Below are 18,002 nucleotides of genomic sequence, written 5' to 3'. Positions count from 1 at the left end.
TCAGGACTGGCGGTTCGCGGCCCGGCCGGCCTGGTAGACCTGCAGGTGCACCCAGGCGGCCTGCAGCAGCGGGGCCTCCAGGCCGGCGGTGCGGGCGCGGTGCAGCATGTCGCCGACGATATGCGCCGCTTCCACCGCCTGCCCGGCTTCGAGGTCGCGCAGCATCGAGGCCTTGATCTCCGAGCCGGTCGCGGTGAGCTGGGCCAGGGCGGTGGCCTGGGCCGGCTCCGGGATCGGCTGGCCGGCGGCCGCCGCCACGGCCAGGCATTCGGCGTGCAGCGCGCGCATGAACCCAGCGCCGCCCTCGGCGGCGACCACTTCGCCCACGCTGCCGCGCATCAGGCAGGTGCCGGCGGCCAGCGCGGCGAGGAAGGAGAACTTGATCCACTGTTCGCGGGCGATGTCGTCCACCGCGCGGCAATCGATGCCCGCCTGGGCGCACAGCGCGGCGAACGCGGCGACCCGTTCGCTGCCGCCGCCGTCGCGTTCGCCGAAGGTGATCGAGGCCGGCCGCGCGTGGTGCACGATCCCGCCGTCCGCACCCTTGCTGGCGCTGATGAAGCACAGCCCGCCGAGCACGCGGTCGCGGCCGAAGCGCGCATCCAGCGCTTCGTAGTGGAGCAGGCCGTTGAGGATCGGCAGCACGGTGGTGGCCGGGCCGACCGCCGGGGCGACCGCGGCGATCGCGCTGTCCAGGTCGTAGGCCTTGCAGGCCAGCAGGACCAGGTCGAACGGGTTCGCGGCCGCCAGCGCAGGCAGGTCCTCGGCGGTGGTGCAGGCCACCGCCAGGTCGGCGTCGCCGAGCGGGCTGCGGATGCGCAGGCCTTCGCGCGCCAGCGACCGCGCGCGCGCCGGCCGCACCAGGAAGGTCACGTCCGCGCCGGACTGGGCCAGGCGCCCGCCGAAATAGCCGCCGGTACCGCCGGCGCCGAGCACGAGGATGCGCATCGTCGCCTCCTCAGCTGCGCAGGCCCACGCCGCGGCGCAGCAGCCACAGCGAGAGGATGGCGAGCGCGGCGGTGAAGCCGAGCATCAGCGCGTAGGCCACCCACAGCGGCACGTCGGAAGTGCCGAGCAGGCCGTAGCGGAACGCGTTGACCATGTAGAAGATCGGGTTGGCGTGGGTCGCCGCCTGCGCCCATCCCGGCAGCAGGGTCACCGAATAGAACACGCCGCCCAGGTAGGTCAGCGGGGTCAGGATGAAGGTCGGCACGATCGCCACGTCGTCGAATTTCTTGGCGTACACGGCGTTGACGAAGCCGGCCAGCGAGAAGATCGTCGCGCCCAGCAGCACGGTGCTCAGCGTCACCAGCGGGTGCGGGATCCGCACCGAGGTGAAGCACATGGCGATGCCCAGCACGATCACGCCGACCATCAGCCCGCGCAGCACCGCCCCGGCGACATAGCCCCACAGGATCACCCAGTTCGGCATCGGGCTGACCAGCAGCTCCTCGACGTGGCGGCCGAACTTGGCGCCGAAGAACGAGGAGGAGATGTTGCCGTAGCTGTTCTGGATCACGCTCATCATCACCAGGCCGGGGACGATGAACTGCATGTAGTCGTAGCCGCCCATGTCGCCGATCCGCGAGCCGATCAGGCCGCCGAAGATCAGGAAGTAGAGCGTCATGGTGATCGCCGGCGGCACCAGGGTCTGGCCCCAGATGCGCAGGATCCGGCGCACCTCGCGGCGGACGATGGTGGCCAGCGCGATCCAGTTGCGCGCGGTATCGCTGCGCGCGGTCGCGACGGCGGGGCTGGCGGTGTCCTTCATGCGGCCTCCTGCTGCTTGCCGGTCAGGCGCACGAACAGCTCTTCCAGGCGGTTGCTCTTGGTGCGCATCGAACGGATCCGGATCCCGGCGGCGTCGAGCGCGGCGAACACGCGGTTGAGGTCCATGGCGCGCGGCATGTCCAGGTCCAGGGTGTGGTCGTCGAGCGCGACCAGGGTGGTGCCTTCGATCGCCGGCAGCTGCGCTGGCAGGGCGCCGTCGATGTCGAACAGGAAGCCTTCGACGTCGAGCTTGGCCAGCAGCGCGCGCATCGGCCCCTGCTCGACGATCGTGCCGCGGTCGATGATGGCGAGGTTGCGGCACAGGTTCTCCGCTTCCTCGAGGTAGTGCGTGGTGAGGATGATGGTGGTGCCGGCGGCGTTGATCTCGCGCAGCACGCGCCACATGTCGCGGCGGATCTCGATGTCCACGCCGGCGGTGGGCTCGTCGAGGATCAGCAGCTTCGGCCGGGTCATCATCGCGCGGGCGATCATCAGCCGGCGCTTCATGCCGCCGGACAGGGTGCGGCTCATCACCTTCGCCTTGTCCCACAGGTGGGCGCGGCGCAGCTCGACCTCGGCCAGCGCCTCGGCCTCGTCGCGCGGCACGCCGTAGAAGCCGGCGTAGTTGACCAGGATGTCGAACGGCTGTTCGAACAGGTTGAAGTTGATCTCCTGCGGGACCAGGCCGATCAGGCGCATCGCGTCGCTGCGGCGGGCGACCAGGTCGGTGCCGAACACCTCGACCGAGCCGGAGGTCAGGTTCACCAGCGAGCTGACGATGCCGATCAGGGTGGACTTGCCGGCGCCGTTGGGGCCGAGGAGGGCGAAGAAGTCGCCGGGCGCCACGTCGAGGGACACGCCCTTGAGCGCTTCGACGCCGTTGTCGTAGGTCTTGCGCAGTTCGCGCACGCGCAGCGCGGGGACGGCTGCCTCGTGGGTGGGGTTCATCAGGGGGGCCTTCGCGCCGTATCGGCGCCTGCTCTGGGCAACGGCTATTATAGGAGCGCCTCGGGCCTGGACCCGGCTACACACTGTTGCGAAAACCACCATCGTGCCCGTCCAGTTCCCGCTCCGCCTCGTCGAACGCCGCATGCTGGCGCCCACCATCGGCCACTACGTGCTGGCGCGCGACGATGGCAAGCCGCTGGACTTCGTTCCGGGGCAATTCATCCAGATCCACTTCGACTACGCGGACGGCACGCCGGCGCGGCGCAGCTATTCGCTGGCGACGATCCACGACCATGCGATCGGTCCGGGCGAATCGGTGGAGATCGCGGTCAGCCACGTGCCTGGCGGCGCGGCCACGGCGCTGTTCGAGGGCATGGCCATCGGCGACCGGGTCAATGCCAGCGGACCGTACGGGCGCTTCTGCCTGATGCCGGGCGACCGTAACCGCCGCTACCTGCTGATCGGGACCGGCACGGGCGTGACGCCGTACCGTTCGATGCTGCCGGTGCTGGCGCAGCAGATCCGCGAGCGCGGCATCGAGGTGGTGCTGCTGTCCGGTGCGCGCACGCCGGGCGAGCTGCTGTACGCGGAGGACTTCCGCGCCTTCGCCGGGACGCATCCGGGCTTCCGCTACGTGCCGTGCCTGTCGCGCGAGCTGCCGGCGGCCGGCTCGGCGCTGGACCATCCGGACGTGCGCCATGGCTACGTGCAGCAGCAGCTGGCGGAGTTCGCGCCGGATGCGGCGGGGGACATCGCCTACCTGTGCGGCAACCCGGACATGGTCGACGCGAGCTTCGAGGCGCTGAAGGGCTACGGCCTGCCGGTGGCGCAGATCCGGCGCGAGAAGTACGTCAGCAACAAGTAGGGCGCCAGCGATCCCGGTTCCGCGCGCGTTGATCCGCAGCGAACATTTTTGGGGGAGATCGGTAGAGAGCAAAGGCACTGGGGTGGCCGACCTCGGACGGAGCCGCGGCAGTGCGGGGGCGCCGGGAATGAACGAGGGCGCTGGCGACGTCTGGCGCGTCGCCACGCGCCTGTTGCCTCACCGCATCCACAGTTCACTGCTTGAAAGCATTGGCGCGGCCCGCTTCGGACGGAGCCGCGGCAGTGCGGGGGTATGCCGCATCGCGCGGTTCCGCCCTCCNTGGCTCCAACGCGCGAGCGCAGGCCATCCATGGCCTGCTTGCGGCATACCCCCGCACTACCGCGTCTTTCGGCGCGTTGGGGTTGTGGCTTCTATTTCCCCTCTCCCTCCGGAGAGGGGCCGGGGGTGAGGGTCGGGAACCCAGCGGCGTCGGAATACCTACTCTCGCCCCACCCCCACTCCGCGCCCCTGCCGGCGTCCATGGGACGCGGGCGTTCGGCGCCATGCGCGAGCGCGCAAACATGCCGCCTCCCCCGGGGGAACGGGGCTTGGGCCGGCGCCTTGTAAAGGACGCTTGACACAAGCCGCCCTCGCCTCTATCGTCTGTCAAGCAAACTTGACAGGGAGTAGGGCGATGGACAGCTTCTGCATCAAGGATTCCGCTGATGGCTTCCTCGGCACGGGCCTGGCCCTGCTTGGCGCGTGGCTGGCCGGGGTCAGGGTGCCGGGCATGCTACTCGCCGGCCTGCTGTTCACCGCGCTGGGGCTGGGTGCGCTCCTCCGCCAGGGATGGGGGCGATGAAGGCCTCGCATCCCGCGGTCATGCTGGGCGGGGCGGTGCTCTGCGCGGGGCTGGGGCTGGGCCTGCCGCAGCTGCTGCCGGAGCGGATCCCGGCGCTGGTGTCCGGGCTGCTGGTCGGCACGGGGCTGGGCCTGGGCTTCGCCGCGCTGCTGCGCTGGCGCCTGCCCGATTCCTGCGACGTCGCCACGGCCAGCCTGCGCCGGCGTTACACCCGCGAGATGCTGCTGGCGATGGGCGCCTACGTGGTGGTGCTGCTGGCGTCGATCACCGTGCTCAGGCGCGTGGAGGACATGGATCCGCTGCTGCGCGCGCTGGTGGCGCTGCTGCCGGTGCCGCCGATCGCCTTCGCCCTGCGCGCGATCGTGCGCTACATCCGCGACGTCGACGAGCTGCAGCAACGCATCGAGCTGGAAGCGGTGAGCATCGCCACCGCCTTCGTCTGCCTGCTGTACATGGCCGGCGGCTTCCTGCAGCTGGCGAAGGTCATCGACGTGCCGGCAGGCGCGGCGATGATCTGGGTGTTCCCACTGGTCTGCTTCGCCTACGGCCTGGCCAAGGTCGCGGTCTCGCGCCGGTACCAGTGAGCGCCGGCCGATGAACAACCGCTTGCGTGAACTGCGCGAGGCGCGGGCCTGGTCGCAAGGCGAGCTGGCCGAACAGCTGCAGGTGTCGCGGCAGACGATCAACGCGCTGGAAACGGGCAAGTACGACCCCAGCCTGCCGCTGGCGTTCCGCATCGCGCGCCTGTTCGGGCTGCGCATCGAGGACGTGTTCCTGCCGGAAGACTGAGCAGGCGCCTCCCCTCCTTCCGTTCCTTCCACCTTCCATCCACGGAGAACCCGTTCGATGACCCCCGGTAATCCACGCAAGCAGGTGTTCCGTATCGGCGCCCTGGCGCTGGCGGTCGCGCTGCTCGGCGGCTGCGACGACGCCGAACAGGCGAAGCAGGACAGCGCCACCCGCCATTACGGCGAGATCGCCTTCGAGCCGTGCACGCTGGCCAGCGGCGCGGGCACGAACAACGTGCAGGCGCAATGCGCCACCTTCGAAGTGCCGGAGGATCGCGCCAATCCCGAGGCGCGGAAGATCCGCCTCAACCTCGCCTGGCTGCCGGCCACCGACGAAGGCGCGGCGACGGACGATCCGGTGTTCTTCCTTGCCGGAGGCCCGGGCCAGTCGGCGGTGCAGGTGTGGCCGGTGATCGACGGCGCGTTCGGCCAGATACGGCGGCAGCGGCATGTCGTGCTGGTCGACCAGCGCGGCACCGGCGGCTCCAACCTGCTGGCCTGCGAACCGACTGAAGAGGAGTCGGCGGCGCAGGCGGGTCCGGCGGATGCGGAGGCGCTTGCCGCGTTCGCGCGCCGCTGCGCCAAAGAGGTGGCCGGGCGCGCCGATACGCGCTTCTACACCACCACCGATGCCATCGCCGACCTCGATGCGGTGCGTGAGGCCATCGGCGCGCAGAAGATCAATCTGGTCGGCGGTTCGTACGGCACCCGCGTGGCCCAGCAGTACGCGAAGCGCTATCCGCAGCACGTGCGCAGCATCGTGCTCGACGGCGTGGCGCCGAACGACCTGGTCGTCGGCGGCGAGTTCGCGCGTACCTTCGAGGACGCGCTGGCGCTGCAGTCGGCGCAGTGCCGCGAGCTGCCCGCCTGCGCGCAGCGCTTCCCGCAGGATGCGCGCGCGCAGCTGGGCAGCCTGGTCGAGAGACTGCGCGCCGGGCCGGCACAGGTCGAGTACCGCGATCCGAGCACCGGCGAGATGCGCACCGGCACCGTCAACGCGCAGACCGTGACCAGCCTGGCCTTCCTGTTCTCGTACATGCCGCAGACCGCCGCGCTGCTGCCGCTGGTGCTGGACGAGGCCAGCCACGGCCGCTACGCGTCGCTGATGTCGCTGTATGAACTGATGGGGCGCAATACCGCCGGCTCGATGGCGCGCGGCATGCAGTGGTCGGTGATCTGCGCCGAGGACGCCGACCGCCACCAGGACGCCAGCGCCGAAGGCACCCTGCTCGGCCCGGACGTGGCGCGCATGTTCTTCGCAGCGTGCCCGCACTGGCCGCATGGCAGCCGGCCGGACGACTCCACCGCGCCGCTGGCGTCGGACCTGCCGGTGCTGCTGCTGTCCGGCGAACTGGATCCGGTGACGCCGCCGCGCTTCGGCGAGCGCGTGCTGGAGACCCTGCCCAACGGCCGCCACCTGGTCGTGCGCGGCCAGGGCCACGGCACCTTCGGGCTCGGCTGCATGCCGCGCCTGCTGGGACAGTTCATGGAATCGGCCGACGCCAAGGCGCTGGATGCCAGCTGCCTGGACACGATGACCTACGTGCCGCCCTTCACCAGCTTCAATGGATGGGAACCCTGATGAACCGACGCATCCACGCGGGAGACGCGACATGATCCGCGCCCACGACCTGCACAAGAGCTTCAAGACCAGGACCGGCCTGGTGAAGGCGGTGTCCGGCGTCGGCTTCGACGCGCACGACGGCCAGATCACCGGCCTGCTCGGCCCCAACGGCGCCGGCAAGACCACCACGCTGCGCATGCTCTACACGCTGATGAAGCCCGACCAGGGCCGCATCGAGGTGGACGGCATCGATCCGGCGAAGGATCCCATGGCGGTGCGCCGCGCCCTGGGCGTGTTGCCCGACGCGCGCGGCGTGTACAAGCGCCTGACCGCGCGCGAGAACATCGCCTACTTCGCGCGCCTGCACGGGCTGTCCGCGCAGCGCACTGCCGAGCGCATCGAGGCGCTGTCGGCGGCGCTGGACATGGGCGACATCCTCGACCGGCAGACCGAAGGCTTCTCGCAGGGCCAGCGCACCAAGACCGCGATCGCGCGCGCCCTGGTCCACGATCCGCGCAACGTGATCCTCGACGAGCCGACCAACGGCCTGGACGTGATGACCACGCGCGCGATGCGCGAGTTCCTGCGCAAGCTGCGCGACGAAGGCCGCTGCGTGATCTTCTCCAGCCACATCATGCAGGAGGTCGCCGCGCTCTGCGACCGCATCGTGATCGTGGCCAAGGGCCAGGTCGTGGCCGCCGGCACCGCCGACCAGCTGCGCGAACAGACCGGCGAGGACAACCTGGAAGACGCCTTCGTCAAGGTGATCGGCTCGGAGGAGGGCCTGCACGCATGAGCATCCTGGCAACGACGTGGACGGTGATGCTCAAGGAGCTGCGCGACATCAGCCGCGACCGCCGCACCCTGGCGCTGACCCTGCTGCTGAGCCCGCTGCTGTTCCCGGCGATCATCCTCGGCATCGGCACCCTCGGCGAGAAGCGCGCGCGCACCCAGATCGAACAGGTGCTGGAGGTGCCGACCATCGGCATCGAACGCGCGCCCAACCTGGTGGCCTTCCTCGGCACGCAGGGCATCCGCGCGATCGAGGCGCCCGCGGACCTCGAGCACGCGCTGCGTTCCCAGCAGCACGACGTGGGCCTGCGCATCTCCGAAAGCTTCGCCGAGGACTGGCGCGCCGGACGCCCGGCGCTGGTGGAGGTGATGCTGGATTCGACCCAGCGCGACGCGGAGATCCCCGGCCAGCGCGTGCGCGGGGCGCTGGCCGCCTACAGCGGCCAGGTCGGCTCGCTGCGCCTGATGGTGCGCGGCATCGACGCGGGCGTGGCCCGGCCGGTGGCGGTGGGCACGCTGGACGTGTCCACGCCGGAAGCCCAGCGCGGCCGGCTGCTGGCGGTGATCCTGCCGTACTTCCTGATCATCACCGCCTTCCTCGGCGGCGCGGCGCTCGTGCTCGACGTCACCGCCGGCGAACGCGAACGGCAGTCGCTGGAACCCCTGCTTGCCACGCCGGCCGCACGCGGCGCCATCGTCAGCGGCAAGATCGCCGCGGCGATCGTACTGGGCCTGGGCACCTTGCTGCTCTCGCTGCTGGCGCTGAAGCTCAGCGCGCAGATGGCCACGGGCACGGCGCGCTCGCTGGACGTGTCGCTGCTGTCGATCGGCAAGATGCTGTTCGTGCTGCTGCCGATGCTGCTGATCGGCACCTCGCTGCTGACCTTCCTCGCCGCGGCCGCGAAGAGCCTGAAGGAAGCGCAGACGCACATGACCTGGCTGATGCTGCTGCCGATGATCCCCACGCTCATGCTGATGGTGAACCCGGTGAAGACCCAGCTGTGGCAGTTCGCGGTGCCGTTCCTGGCGCAGAACCAGCTGCTGCTGAAGGTGATCCGCAGCGAGCCGGTCACCGCGCAGATGTGGGGCATCTACCTCGGCAGCAGCCTGGGCCTGGCCCTGCTGCTGTGGCTGGCGGCGGTGATGCGCTACCGCCAGGAGAAGCTGGCCATCTCCACCTGATGGCCGCGGGACCCGCCCCGCACGCAAGAAGAAAGGCCCGGCAATGCCGGGCCTTTCCGTTTCCGTTGCTGGAACCGCTCAGCCGCCCGGGCTGAAGGCCACGGTACGGCGGGTGGTGACCGGTGCGTCGACCGGCTCGAAGCGCCAGCGACGGACCGCGTTGAGCGCTTCGCGGTCGAAGGTGCGGGCCGGGTTGGCGCGCAGCACGCGCGCATCGGTGACCGAACCGTCGCTGCCCACGGTGAACTCGACCAGCACTTCGCCGGACAGGCCCGCGCGCAGCGCATCAGGCGGATAGCGCGGGGCCGGCATGCTGATCGGACGCAGGTTGCGCTGCGCCGGGGCCTGCTGGGCGGTCTGCGCGGCCTGCTGTTGCTGCTGCTGGGCCGCGGCCTGGCGGGCGGCGGCTTCGCGCTGCTCGGCCTCGCGGCGGGCGGCTTCCTGGCGCGCGGCTTCCTGCTGTTCGGCGAGGCGGCGGGCCGCCTCGGCCTCGGCGGCCTGCTGCGCCGCCTGCTGCGCGGCCAGCTGCTGCTTGCGGGCTTCGGCCTCGGCCTTGGCGCGGGCGGCTTCGGCCTCGCTGCGCTGGGCCACCGCCTGCTGCGCGTTGTCGATGGCCTGGCGCAGGCGCGGCAGCGCCGGGGCGGCGCTGTCGGCCTTCTCGATCAGCGCCGCCAGGCGCTGGGCTTCGTCGAACTGCTCGCGCGCCACCGCCTGTTCGGCGGCGATCACGGTGTACGGCATCAGGTCGGTCAGCGCGCTGGTCACCGAAGCGTCGTCGGGCAGCTTGTCGCGCAGGGCCAGGTAGTACTCCATGGCGTTGTCGCCGGCCGGCGCGTACATCCGGTTCTCGCGCAGGGCCTGGCCGGCGGCCTCGCGCAGCTGGTCGGCGCCCATCGCCTGCACCTCGGCAGCGACGGCCGGTGCCGGGGCCGCGGAGGTGGAGGCGCGCGTGCCTTCCGCGGCGGTGGCCGGCGCGGATTCTTCCTGCTTGGAGCAGGCGCCCAGCGCGATGGCCAGCAACAGGCCCGCGCACAGCCGCGACTTCGGCGAAATCGTCATGGACAACATCAGTACTCCCCCGTGGAAAAGCTGTTGTACGGCATCTGGCGCGATCCCCCTTTCAGCTCGCGCCATCCCCGGTCGATTGTCAACCTCGCCGGCCCGCATCACAAGCGCGGCACGGCCCTGGCGGGAATGCGGCGGCCAAGATCGCCGCGAAAAAGTGTGACACAGATCAACAAACCGCGGACTACTTGCCGATACAGAAGCTGGAGAAGATGTGGCCGAGCAGTTCGTCGGCGCTGACCTGGCCGGTGATGCGGCCGAGCGCGGCATGGCCCAGGCGCAGTTCCTCGGCGGCCAGCTCGAGGTGGCCGGCGTCCAGTTCGGCCAGGGCGGCGCCGGCGTGTTCCAGGGTCTGCTGCAGTTCGGCGACCTGGCGGGCGCGGGCGCTGAACTCGCCCTCCACCGTTTCCGGCGCGCCGCCGGCGGCCAGTCCGCGCAGCGCGGCGTGCAGGGTGTCCAGGCCGGCGCCGGTCTTCGCCGACACGGCGATGCCGCCGGCGGGGGCCGGCGCGGCCGGGTCGAGCAGATCGGACTTGTTGAGGATCCACAGCTGTTCCGGCACGCCGGCAGCAGCGGCCTCCAGCTCGGCGCGGCCAGCCTGCGGATCGCGGGCATCCAGCACCAGCAGGGCGACGTCGGCGCGCTGCACCTCGGCATGGGCGCGGCGCATGCCTTCGCGTTCGATCTCGTCGCCGCCCTCGCGCAAGCCGGCGGTGTCGGCCAGCACCAGTTCCAGGCCGTCGATGCGCACGGTCTCGCGCAGCACGTCGCGCGTGGTGCCGGCCACGTCGGCGACGATGGCGCGGGCGTCGCCGGCCAGCGCGTTGAGCAGCGAACTCTTGCCGGCATTGGGCGGGCCGAGCAGCACCGCGTGGAGGCCATCGCGCAGGCGGCGGCCGCGCTCGGCCTCGGCCAGCAGGGTGCGCAGGTCGGCGCATAGCTGTCCGATGCCGGCGCGGACGGCGGGAATGCCGAGCGTCTCGATCGGTTCGTCGACGAAATCGATCGCCGCCTCCACGTGCACGCGCAGGCGCAGCAGGGTGTCGGCCAGCGCCTCGACGCGCTGCGAGAACACGCCGTCCAGCGAACGCCGCGCCGCGCGAGCGGCGCGCACGTCGGCGGCGGCGATCATGTCGGCGATGGCCTCGGCCTGGACCAGGTCCAGCTTGCCGTTGAGGAAGGCGCGTTCGCTGAACTCGCCCGGCCGCGCCTGGCGCGCGCCCAGTTCGATGCAACGCGCCACCAGCGCGCGCAGCAGCACCGGGCTGCCGTGGGCCTGCAGTTCGGCCACGTCCTCGCCGGTGAAACTGCGCGGCGCGGGGAAGGCCAGGACGATGCCGTCGTCGATCACCTCGCCGTCGGCGTCGCGGAACAGCGCGCGCAGCGCCTGCCGCGGCGGCGCCTCGCGGCCGCACAGCGCGTGCGCGATCTGCAGTGCGCGCGGCCCGGACAGGCGCACGATGCCGACGCCGCCGGCACCGGGCGCGGTGGCGATCGCGGCGATGGTGTCGGGCTGGTTCATCGGTAGTCGGCCCTGGATCTGGTGGAAAGCCTAGCGGTTCGCGGGATCGCCTGCCCGCCACAAACAAGGAACCCGCCTGGGCGGCGGGTTCCTTGCTCATGCGGTCCGCTTACTTCGCCGCGGTGGGCTTCGGTGCCGGCTCGCCGTGCTTCTTCATCATGTACCACTGCTGCAGCAGGCCCAGCGCGCCGTTGGTGACCCAGTACAGGACCAGGCCGGCCGGGAAGAAGGCCATCATCACGCCGAAGGCGACCGGCATGAACTGCATCATCTTCTGCTGCACCGGATCCATGCCCGGCGCCGGCTGCAGCTTCTGGGTGAACCACATCACCGCCACGTTGATCACCGGCAGGATGAAGTACGGGTCGCGCGCGGTCAGGTCCTGGATCCACAGGATCCACGGCGCGTGGCGCAGCTCGACCGACTCCACCAGCACCCAGTACAGCGCCAGGAACACCGGCATCTGCACCAGGATCGGCAGGCAGCCGCCCATCGGGTTGATCTTCTCCTTGCGGTACAGCTCCATCATCGCTTCCTGGAACTTCTGGCGGTCGTCGCCATAGCGTTCCTTCAGCTGCTGGATGCGCGGCTGGAACTTGCGCATCTTGGCGAAGCTCTTGTACTGCGCCGCGGAGAGCGGATACATCAGGCCCTTCACCACCACGACCAGGCCGATGATGGCCCAGCCCCAGTTGCCGAACAGGCCGTACAGGTGGCTGAGCACCCAGAACAGGCCTTCGCCCAGCAGCGCCAGGATCGAGAACTGGCTGTAGTCGACCGCGCGCTCCAGGCCCGGCACCTGCTGGGCGCGGATCTGCGAGACCAGCTTCGGACCGACGTACAGGCGGGCCTGGCTGGTGGCGGTGGCGCCCGGGGCGACCTGCACGACCTCGCCCAGCTCGCGCACCAGCGCGCCGGTGGCCGGCTGGTCCAGCGAGATCGTCGACGGCTGGTCGCCTTCGGGGATCCAGGCGCTGAAGAAATGGTGCTGCAGCATCGCGATCCAGCCGCGCGAGGCCTTGGCGTTGACGTGGCCGTCCTCGAGGTAGTCCTCGTCGAACTTGCGGCGCTGGTAGTCGCCGTCGTACCAGGCCGCGCCGGTGAAGCTGAAGGACTCCGGCTTCGTATAACCGCGCTCGATCACCAGCGGCTTGCGGATCAGCTGGCGGTAGACCTGGCCCTGCCACGGCGCGCTGCCGCGGTTGACCACCTCGTCGCGCACTTCGATCGCGTAGGAACCGCGGGTCAGGGTGAAGGTGCGGCGGATGCTGACGCCGTCCGGCCCGTTCCAGATGAAGGGGACCTCGACCTGCTGCTGGCCGTCGGCCAGGACGAACTCGCGCTCGCTGCCCTCCGGCACGAAGCCGGACTGGTGGTTCGGCGCGGCGCCGCTGGCGCTGACCCAGCCGAGCTGGGCGGCGTAGAACTTCGCCGGGTCGGTGTCGAACATGCGCACCGGCGGGCTGCCGGCCTCGCGGGTCTGCGGGAACTGCGGCAGGTCGGCCTGCAGCACGGCGCCGCCGTCCAGGACCAGGTCCAGGGTATCGGTGCGCACGCTGACCCGGCTCGGGCCGGCCGGGGCCGCGGCGACGGCGGCGTCCGGCACCGACGGCGCGGTGGCGGACGGCACGGCGGCATCGCCGGTGGCGGCAGCGGGGACCGCGGCCGGGACCGAGGCGGGCACGCCGTCGGTGGTCGCGGCGGCCGGGGTGGCGGGCGCGGCAGGCGCGGCCTGCTCCTTGCCCCACTCCATCCATAGCAGCGTCGCCACCATCAGCCAGGCAAGGATCAGGAATACGCGGGTCTGGTTCATCGGGCAGGCAGGCTCAGCCGGAGTGGGGGTCCGGCCTGGAAGAGGAAGTCGGGGAAGAGGGCTGCAATCCGGCCGGAGTGGCCGCGGGCATTGTGCCGCCGGCGCCCGGGTGGGGCAATGCGCCCAGCCGCCGCAGCAGTTTCACGTAGGCCTCGAACAGCTGGGCATTGCTGGCGCGGGCCGCGGCCGGACGCGCGACCACGACGTAGTCGCCGCCAGCCATCTGCGGACGCAGGTGGCGGGTGGCCTCGCGCAGCACGCGCTTGATCCGGTTGCGGCCGACCGCACGCGGGTCGACCTTGCGCGACACGGCCAGGCCCAGCCGCGCGGGCTGGTCGCCGGGCACCCAGTGCAGGCCGAACAGGGCATCGCCGTGGCGGCGACCCTGCTCGAACACCGCGGTGTATTCGGCGCGCAAACGAACCCGCGCGCTGCGAGGGAATCGCGCGCGCGGGCCGGGATTCATCGTGGGCTGTGGATCGCGGCGGCCCCGGTCTGCGGAAGGCAGGCCTGCACGCGGCAGGCGGGGCCGGGAGGCGATCAGGCGCAGAGGCGCTTGCGGCCCTTGGCGCGGCGACGCGCGAGGACCTTGCGGCCGTCGGCGGTCTTCATGCGGGCACGGAAACCGTGGTCGCGCTTGCGCTTGAGGTTGCTGGGCTGGTAGGTGCGCTTGGTGGCCATGGTGGCACTCGGCTGAAGTCGGATCGAAAGAACCGGAAAGTCTAGGGGAGGCCCCGCCGCGGGTCAACCTTTGCGGCACTTGCGGCCGTGCGGCCTGTCAACGAGCCTGTGGATGCCCTGTGGATGATTCTTGGGAAAAGCAGGTCCGGATGGTAGTCTGCCCAGTCCGATCCCCCGACCCTCCCGGTCCCCGGCGGCGCCCCTGGCGACCGGCGACCGCCCCATGAGCTTTGCCTTTCCGATGGATGCCTGGCCCCGCTGTCTGGAACGTCTGGAGGCCGAATTCCCGGCCGAAGACGTCCATACCTGGCTCAAACCCCTGCAGGCGGAGGAACGCGCGGACAGCGTCGTCCTCTACGCCCCCAACGCCTTTATCGTCGAGCAGGTGCGCGACCGCTACCTGCCGCGGATCCGCGAGCTGGCCCGGCACTTCGCCGGCCTGAACGTGGCCCTGGAGATCGGCTCGCGCCCGCGCGCGGCCGAACCGCCGAAGCCCGCCACGGCCGCGATGGCCACCGCCAGCGCCCGCCCGGCGCCGGTCCCGGCCGAGCCGTTCAACGGCAACCTGGACCCGCACTACACCTTCGAGAATTTCGTCGAAGGCCGTTCCAACCAGCTCGGCCGCGCCGCGGCCTGGCAGGCGGCGCAGAAGCCGGGCGACCGCGCCCACAACCCGCTGCTGCTGTACGGCGGCACCGGCCTGGGCAAGACCCACCTGATGTTCGCCGCCGGCAACGAGATGCGCCGCCTGAACCCCGGCGCGCGCGTGCTGTACCTGCGCTCGGAGCAGTTCTACAACGCCTTCTTCCGCTCGCTGCAGGAGAAGACCGCCGACCAGTTCAAGCGCCAGTTCCAGCAGATCGACGCGCTGCTGATCGACGACATCCAGTTCTTCGCCGGCAAGGACCGCACCCAGGAAGAGTTCTTCCACACCTTCAACGCGCTGTTCGACAGCCGGCAGCAGATCATCATGACCTGCGACCGCTACCCGCGCGAGGTGGACGGCCTGGAGCCGCGGCTGAAGTCGCGCCTGGCCTGGGGCCTGTCGGTGGCGATCGACCCGCCGGACTTCGAGACCCGCGCGGCGATCGTGCTGGCCAAGGCCCGCGAGCGCGGCGCCGAGATCCCGGACGAGGTGGCGTTCCTGCTGGCCAAGAAGATGCGCTCGAACGTGCGCGACCTGGAAGGCGCGCTCAACACCCTGGCGGCGCGCGCCAACTTCACCGGCCGCGCGATCAGCATCGAGTTCGCCCAGGAGACGCTGCGCGACCTGCTGCGCGCCCAGCAGCAGGCGATCGGCATCCCCAACATCCAGAAGACCGTGGCCGACTACTACGGGCTGCAGGTCAAGGACCTGCTGTCCAAGCGCCGCACCCGATCGCTGGCGCGCCCGCGCCAGGTCGCGATGGCGCTGACCAAGGAACTGACCGAGCACAGCCTGCCGGAGATCGGCGACGCCTTCGCCGGTCGCGACCACACTACCGTGCTGCACGCCTGCCGGCAGATCCGCAGCCTGATGGAGACCGACGGCAAGCTGCGCGAGGACTGGGACAAGCTGATCCGCAAGCTCAGCGAGTAAGGAAACGGGTGCCACGACGCGTTCCCGCAGGTGAGGTAGATTTGCGGCGGGATACGCGGTGGAGAGCAGGGGGACGGGCTGGGGATAAACCGGGGACAAAATGCGACGCGCAAAACCATCCACAGCTTGTCCCACCGCCCCGACCGGCCTTGCACGCAGACTTTACCCTCAAACAAATTTATTGTAATTCAAATAGTTGGTGCTGTTATCCACAGGTCAGGACCGACTCCAGCACCACCTCTTTTAGATTTATTCCACATTCCTTCAAAGCGTAGAGGCACGGACTCCCATGCGTTTCACTCTGCAACGCGAGGCCTTTCTCAAGCCCCTGGCCCAGGTCGTCAACGTCGTTGAAAGACGGCAGACCCTGCCGGTCCTGGCCAATTTCCTGGTGCAGGTGCAGGGCGGCCAGCTCTCGCTGACCGGCACCGACCTGGAAGTGGAGATGGTGGCCCGTGCCGCGGTCGATGACGCGCAGGACGGCGAGACCACGATCCCCGCGCGCAAGCTGTTCGAGATCGTGCGTGCGCTGCCGGACGGCAGCCGCGTCACCGTGAGCCAGTCCGGCGACAAGGTCACCGTGCAGGCCGGGCGCAGTCGCTTCACCCTGGCGACGCTGCCGGCCAACGATTTCCCGTCCGTGGACGAGGTCGAAGCCACCGAACGCATCGGCGTGCCGGAGGGCGGCCTGAAGGAGCTGATCGAACGCACCGCGTTCGCGATGGCCCAGCAGGACGTGCGCTACTACCTCAACGGCCTGCTGTTCGACCTGCGCGACCAGTCGCTGCGCTGCGTGGCCACCGACGGCCACCGCCTGGCCCTGTGCGAAGCCCCGCTGGAAGGCGCTTCCGGCGCCAAGCGCCAGATCATCGTCCCGCGCAAGGGCGTGACCGAGCTGCAGCGCCTGCTGGAAGGCGGCGACCGCGCGCTCGAGCTGGAACTGGGCCGCAGCCACATCCGGGTGAAGCGCGACGACGTGACCTTTACCTCGAAGCTGATCGACGGCCGTTTCCCCGATTACGAGGCGGTGATCCCGATCGGCGCCGAGAAGGAGGTCAAGCTGGACCGTGAGGTCCTGCGTGCGGCCCTGCAGCGTGCTGCGATCCTGTCCAACGAGAAGTACCGCGGCGTCCGCGTCGAGGTTTCGCCGGGCCAGCTGCGGATCAGCTCGCACAACCCGGAGCAGGAAGAGGCCCAGGAAGAGATCGAGGCCGACACCAAGGTCGACAACCTGGCTATCGGCTTCAACGTGAACTACCTGCTGGACGCGCTGGGCGCGCTGCGCGACGAGCACGTCGTGCTGGCCCTGCGCGACGCCAACTCCTCGGCCCTGGTCCGCGAGGCCAGCAACAGCCGTTGCCGGCACGTGGTGATGCCGCTGCGCCTCTGACCGACGCCGTGGACCGAACCATGTTCCACGTGGAACCCGAACGACGCCCGGCCCTCGCCGGGCGTCGTACTTTGGATACCGGCCGGTGCGGGTGACGCGGCTGGTGATGGGCGACCTGCGCCGGTTCCAGCATGCGGAACTGGCCCCGGCGCCCGGCCTGAACCTGATCACCGGCGCCAATGGGGCCGGCAAGACCAGCGTGCTCGAGGCGCTGCACCTGATGGCTTACGGCCGCAGCTTCCGCGGACGGGTCCGGGACGGGCTGGTCCGCGACGGGGCCGAAGCGGTCGAAGTGTTCGTGGAGTGGGAGGAGGGCACGGGCGGCATTTCGCGCCGTGCCGGTCTCCGCCATACCGGGCAGGCCTGGACCGGGCGGCTGGACGGGCGGGATGTCGCCCATCTGGGCCAGCTGTGCGCCGCTCTCGCCGTGGTGACCTTCGAACCCGGCAGCCACGCGCTGGTCGCAGGAGGCGCGGAGAACCGTCGCCGCTATCTCGACTGGGGCCTGTTCCACGTGGAACAGGACTTCATGGCCCTCTGGCGACGCTATGCCCGGGCGCTCAAGCAGCGCAATGCGTTGCTCAAGGCCGGCGGCTCCAATGCCCAGCTGGACGCCTGGGATGCGGAGCTGGCCGAGAGCGGGGAAGTGCTCACCGCCTTCCGCGAGCGCTATCTGGGCGAGCTGATGCCGCGCGCCGCCGACATCGGCCGCCGCCTGAGCACGGGTCCAGAGCTGCTGGCCCTGGAATTCCAGCCCGGCTGGCGCCGGCAGGAGCTGTCGCTGGCAGATGCCCTGCTGCTGGCCCGCGACCGCGACCGTTCCAGCGGGCACACCGGGGTGGGGCCGCACCGGGCCGACTGGAGCCTGCGCCTGGCGGGGTTGCCGGGCAGGGAAGCCCTGTCCCGCGGCCAGACCAAGCTGGCCGCGCTGTCCCTGCTGCTGGCGCAGGCCGCGGACTACGCCGGGCGGCGGGGGCACTGGCCGGTGATGGCCCTGGACGACCTGCCATCGGAGCTGGACCGCGAGCACCAGCGCCGCACCCTCGAATTCCTGCTGGAACAGCCCGGCGTGCAGCTGTTCGTGACCGCTACCGAGGTCCCGGAGGCGCTGCGCGAACTGCCCGCCGCCTGTCGCGTGTTCCACGTGGAACACGGCCTGATCGCAGAGTAAATCCCGCCCGTCAGGTCAAGGGGGCGGGGCTGCTATAATCAGCCGCTGATTCCTATAGCTAAGGTGTCGT

The 18,002-nt window shown here is 70.5% G+C and carries 18 protein-coding genes; 10 read left to right on the top strand and 8 right to left on the bottom strand.

Features of this window, described 5'->3' with window-relative positions; translation table 11 throughout:
* Genes panE through M503_RS0104320 form a run of 3 tightly spaced genes read right to left on the bottom strand, consistent with a single transcriptional unit; the run spans position 1 to position 2,718 of the window.
* Positions 1 to 948: a 2-dehydropantoate 2-reductase gene (panE, locus tag M503_RS0104330; protein WP_028920475.1), complete on the bottom strand. Its 948-nt coding sequence runs from the start codon at positions 946 to 948 to the stop codon at positions 1 to 3.
* Between the two features lie 10 nt (positions 949 to 958).
* Entirely contained in the window at positions 959 to 1,771 is an 813-nt protein-coding gene (locus M503_RS0104325) for an ABC transporter permease (RefSeq protein ID WP_028920474.1), read from the bottom strand.
* Positions 1,768 to 2,718, bottom strand: a complete 951-nt coding sequence (locus M503_RS0104320) for an ABC transporter ATP-binding protein (RefSeq protein WP_024868380.1) — start codon at positions 2,716 to 2,718, stop codon at positions 1,768 to 1,770. The genes M503_RS0104325 and M503_RS0104320 overlap by 4 nt, the downstream gene beginning before the upstream one ends.
* Before the next feature lie 46 nt (positions 2,719 to 2,764).
* Here M503_RS0104320 and M503_RS0104315 point away from each other — a divergent pair, with 46 nt between their 5' ends.
* From M503_RS0104315 to M503_RS0104285, 7 genes are all read left to right on the top strand, one after another.
* On the top strand, positions 2,765 to 3,583 hold the full coding sequence (locus M503_RS0104315; protein WP_051414243.1) for a ferredoxin--NADP reductase: 819 nt from the start codon (positions 2,765 to 2,767) through the stop codon (positions 3,581 to 3,583).
* 634 nt (positions 3,584 to 4,217) lie between these two features.
* A complete protein-coding gene (locus tag M503_RS17280; protein WP_155951956.1) occupies positions 4,218 to 4,385 on the top strand; it encodes a hypothetical protein in 168 nt (55 codons plus the stop codon).
* Positions 4,382 to 4,969, top strand: a complete 588-nt coding sequence (locus tag M503_RS0104305; RefSeq protein WP_051414236.1) for a hypothetical protein — start codon at positions 4,382 to 4,384, stop codon at positions 4,967 to 4,969. Before M503_RS17280 ends, M503_RS0104305 begins: the two co-directional genes overlap by 4 nt.
* Positions 4,970 to 4,979: 10 nt before the next feature.
* Positions 4,980 to 5,174 (top strand): helix-turn-helix transcriptional regulator, encoded by a 195-nt coding sequence (locus M503_RS0104300; RefSeq protein ID WP_024868383.1) that lies wholly within the window; start codon positions 4,980 to 4,982, stop codon positions 5,172 to 5,174.
* Between the two features lie 57 nt (positions 5,175 to 5,231).
* Positions 5,232 to 6,755, top strand: coding sequence for an alpha/beta hydrolase (locus M503_RS0104295; RefSeq protein ID WP_051414234.1), 1,524 nt, complete (start codon positions 5,232 to 5,234; stop codon positions 6,753 to 6,755).
* 31 nt (positions 6,756 to 6,786) lie between these two features.
* The gene (locus M503_RS0104290; RefSeq protein ID WP_028919321.1) at positions 6,787 to 7,533 is read left to right on the top strand and encodes an ATP-binding cassette domain-containing protein; all 747 of its coding nucleotides are present in this window, start codon (positions 6,787 to 6,789) and stop codon (positions 7,531 to 7,533) included.
* The gene (locus M503_RS0104285; RefSeq protein WP_028919322.1) at positions 7,530 to 8,711 is read left to right on the top strand and encodes an ABC transporter permease; all 1,182 of its coding nucleotides are present in this window, start codon (positions 7,530 to 7,532) and stop codon (positions 8,709 to 8,711) included. The genes M503_RS0104290 and M503_RS0104285 overlap by 4 nt, the downstream gene beginning before the upstream one ends.
* 78 nt (positions 8,712 to 8,789) lie before the next feature.
* On the opposite strand, the gene M503_RS0104280 is transcribed toward M503_RS0104285, so the two are convergent.
* The 5 genes from M503_RS0104280 to rpmH form a co-directional block, all read right to left on the bottom strand.
* The gene (locus M503_RS0104280) at positions 8,790 to 9,779 is read right to left on the bottom strand and encodes an energy transducer TonB (protein ID WP_028919323.1); all 990 of its coding nucleotides are present in this window, start codon (positions 9,777 to 9,779) and stop codon (positions 8,790 to 8,792) included.
* Between the two features lie 181 nt (positions 9,780 to 9,960).
* Positions 9,961 to 11,298: a tRNA uridine-5-carboxymethylaminomethyl(34) synthesis GTPase MnmE gene (gene mnmE / locus M503_RS0104275; protein ID WP_028919324.1), complete on the bottom strand. Its 1,338-nt coding sequence runs from the start codon at positions 11,296 to 11,298 to the stop codon at positions 9,961 to 9,963.
* A 109-nt stretch (positions 11,299 to 11,407) separates the two neighbouring features.
* Positions 11,408 to 13,111: a membrane protein insertase YidC gene (gene yidC, locus M503_RS0104270; protein WP_028919325.1), complete on the bottom strand. Its 1,704-nt coding sequence runs from the start codon at positions 13,109 to 13,111 to the stop codon at positions 11,408 to 11,410.
* A gap of 13 nt (positions 13,112 to 13,124) precedes the next feature.
* The gene (rnpA, locus tag M503_RS0104265; RefSeq protein ID WP_028919326.1) at positions 13,125 to 13,577 is read right to left on the bottom strand and encodes a ribonuclease P protein component; all 453 of its coding nucleotides are present in this window, start codon (positions 13,575 to 13,577) and stop codon (positions 13,125 to 13,127) included.
* 74 nt (positions 13,578 to 13,651) lie between these two features.
* Positions 13,652 to 13,792: a 50S ribosomal protein L34 gene (rpmH, locus tag M503_RS0104260; RefSeq protein ID WP_024868391.1), complete on the bottom strand. Its 141-nt coding sequence runs from the start codon at positions 13,790 to 13,792 to the stop codon at positions 13,652 to 13,654.
* 241 nt (positions 13,793 to 14,033) lie between these two features.
* Between rpmH and dnaA the strand changes: the two genes are divergently transcribed.
* The 3 genes from dnaA to recF all read left to right on the top strand — a co-directional run bounded on the left by dnaA (position 14,034) and on the right by recF (position 17,932).
* Positions 14,034 to 15,371, top strand: coding sequence for a chromosomal replication initiator protein DnaA (dnaA, locus tag M503_RS0104255; protein ID WP_028919327.1), 1,338 nt, complete (start codon positions 14,034 to 14,036; stop codon positions 15,369 to 15,371).
* Between the two features lie 289 nt (positions 15,372 to 15,660).
* Positions 15,661 to 16,761: a DNA polymerase III subunit beta gene (dnaN, locus tag M503_RS0104250; RefSeq protein ID WP_028919328.1), complete on the top strand. Its 1,101-nt coding sequence runs from the start codon at positions 15,661 to 15,663 to the stop codon at positions 16,759 to 16,761.
* 85 nt (positions 16,762 to 16,846) lie between these two features.
* Positions 16,847 to 17,932: a DNA replication/repair protein RecF gene (gene recF / locus M503_RS0104245; protein ID WP_028919329.1), complete on the top strand. Its 1,086-nt coding sequence runs from the start codon at positions 16,847 to 16,849 to the stop codon at positions 17,930 to 17,932.
* Positions 17,933 to 18,002 lie beyond the last annotated feature (70 nt).

The sequence above is a fragment of the Pseudoxanthomonas suwonensis J47 genome (assembly GCF_000513955.1).
Taxonomy (GTDB): domain Bacteria; phylum Pseudomonadota; class Gammaproteobacteria; order Xanthomonadales; family Xanthomonadaceae; genus Pseudoxanthomonas; species Pseudoxanthomonas suwonensis_C.
Note: the sequence above shows the minus strand (reverse complement) of the source record. Positions and strands in the feature narration are given on the sequence as shown.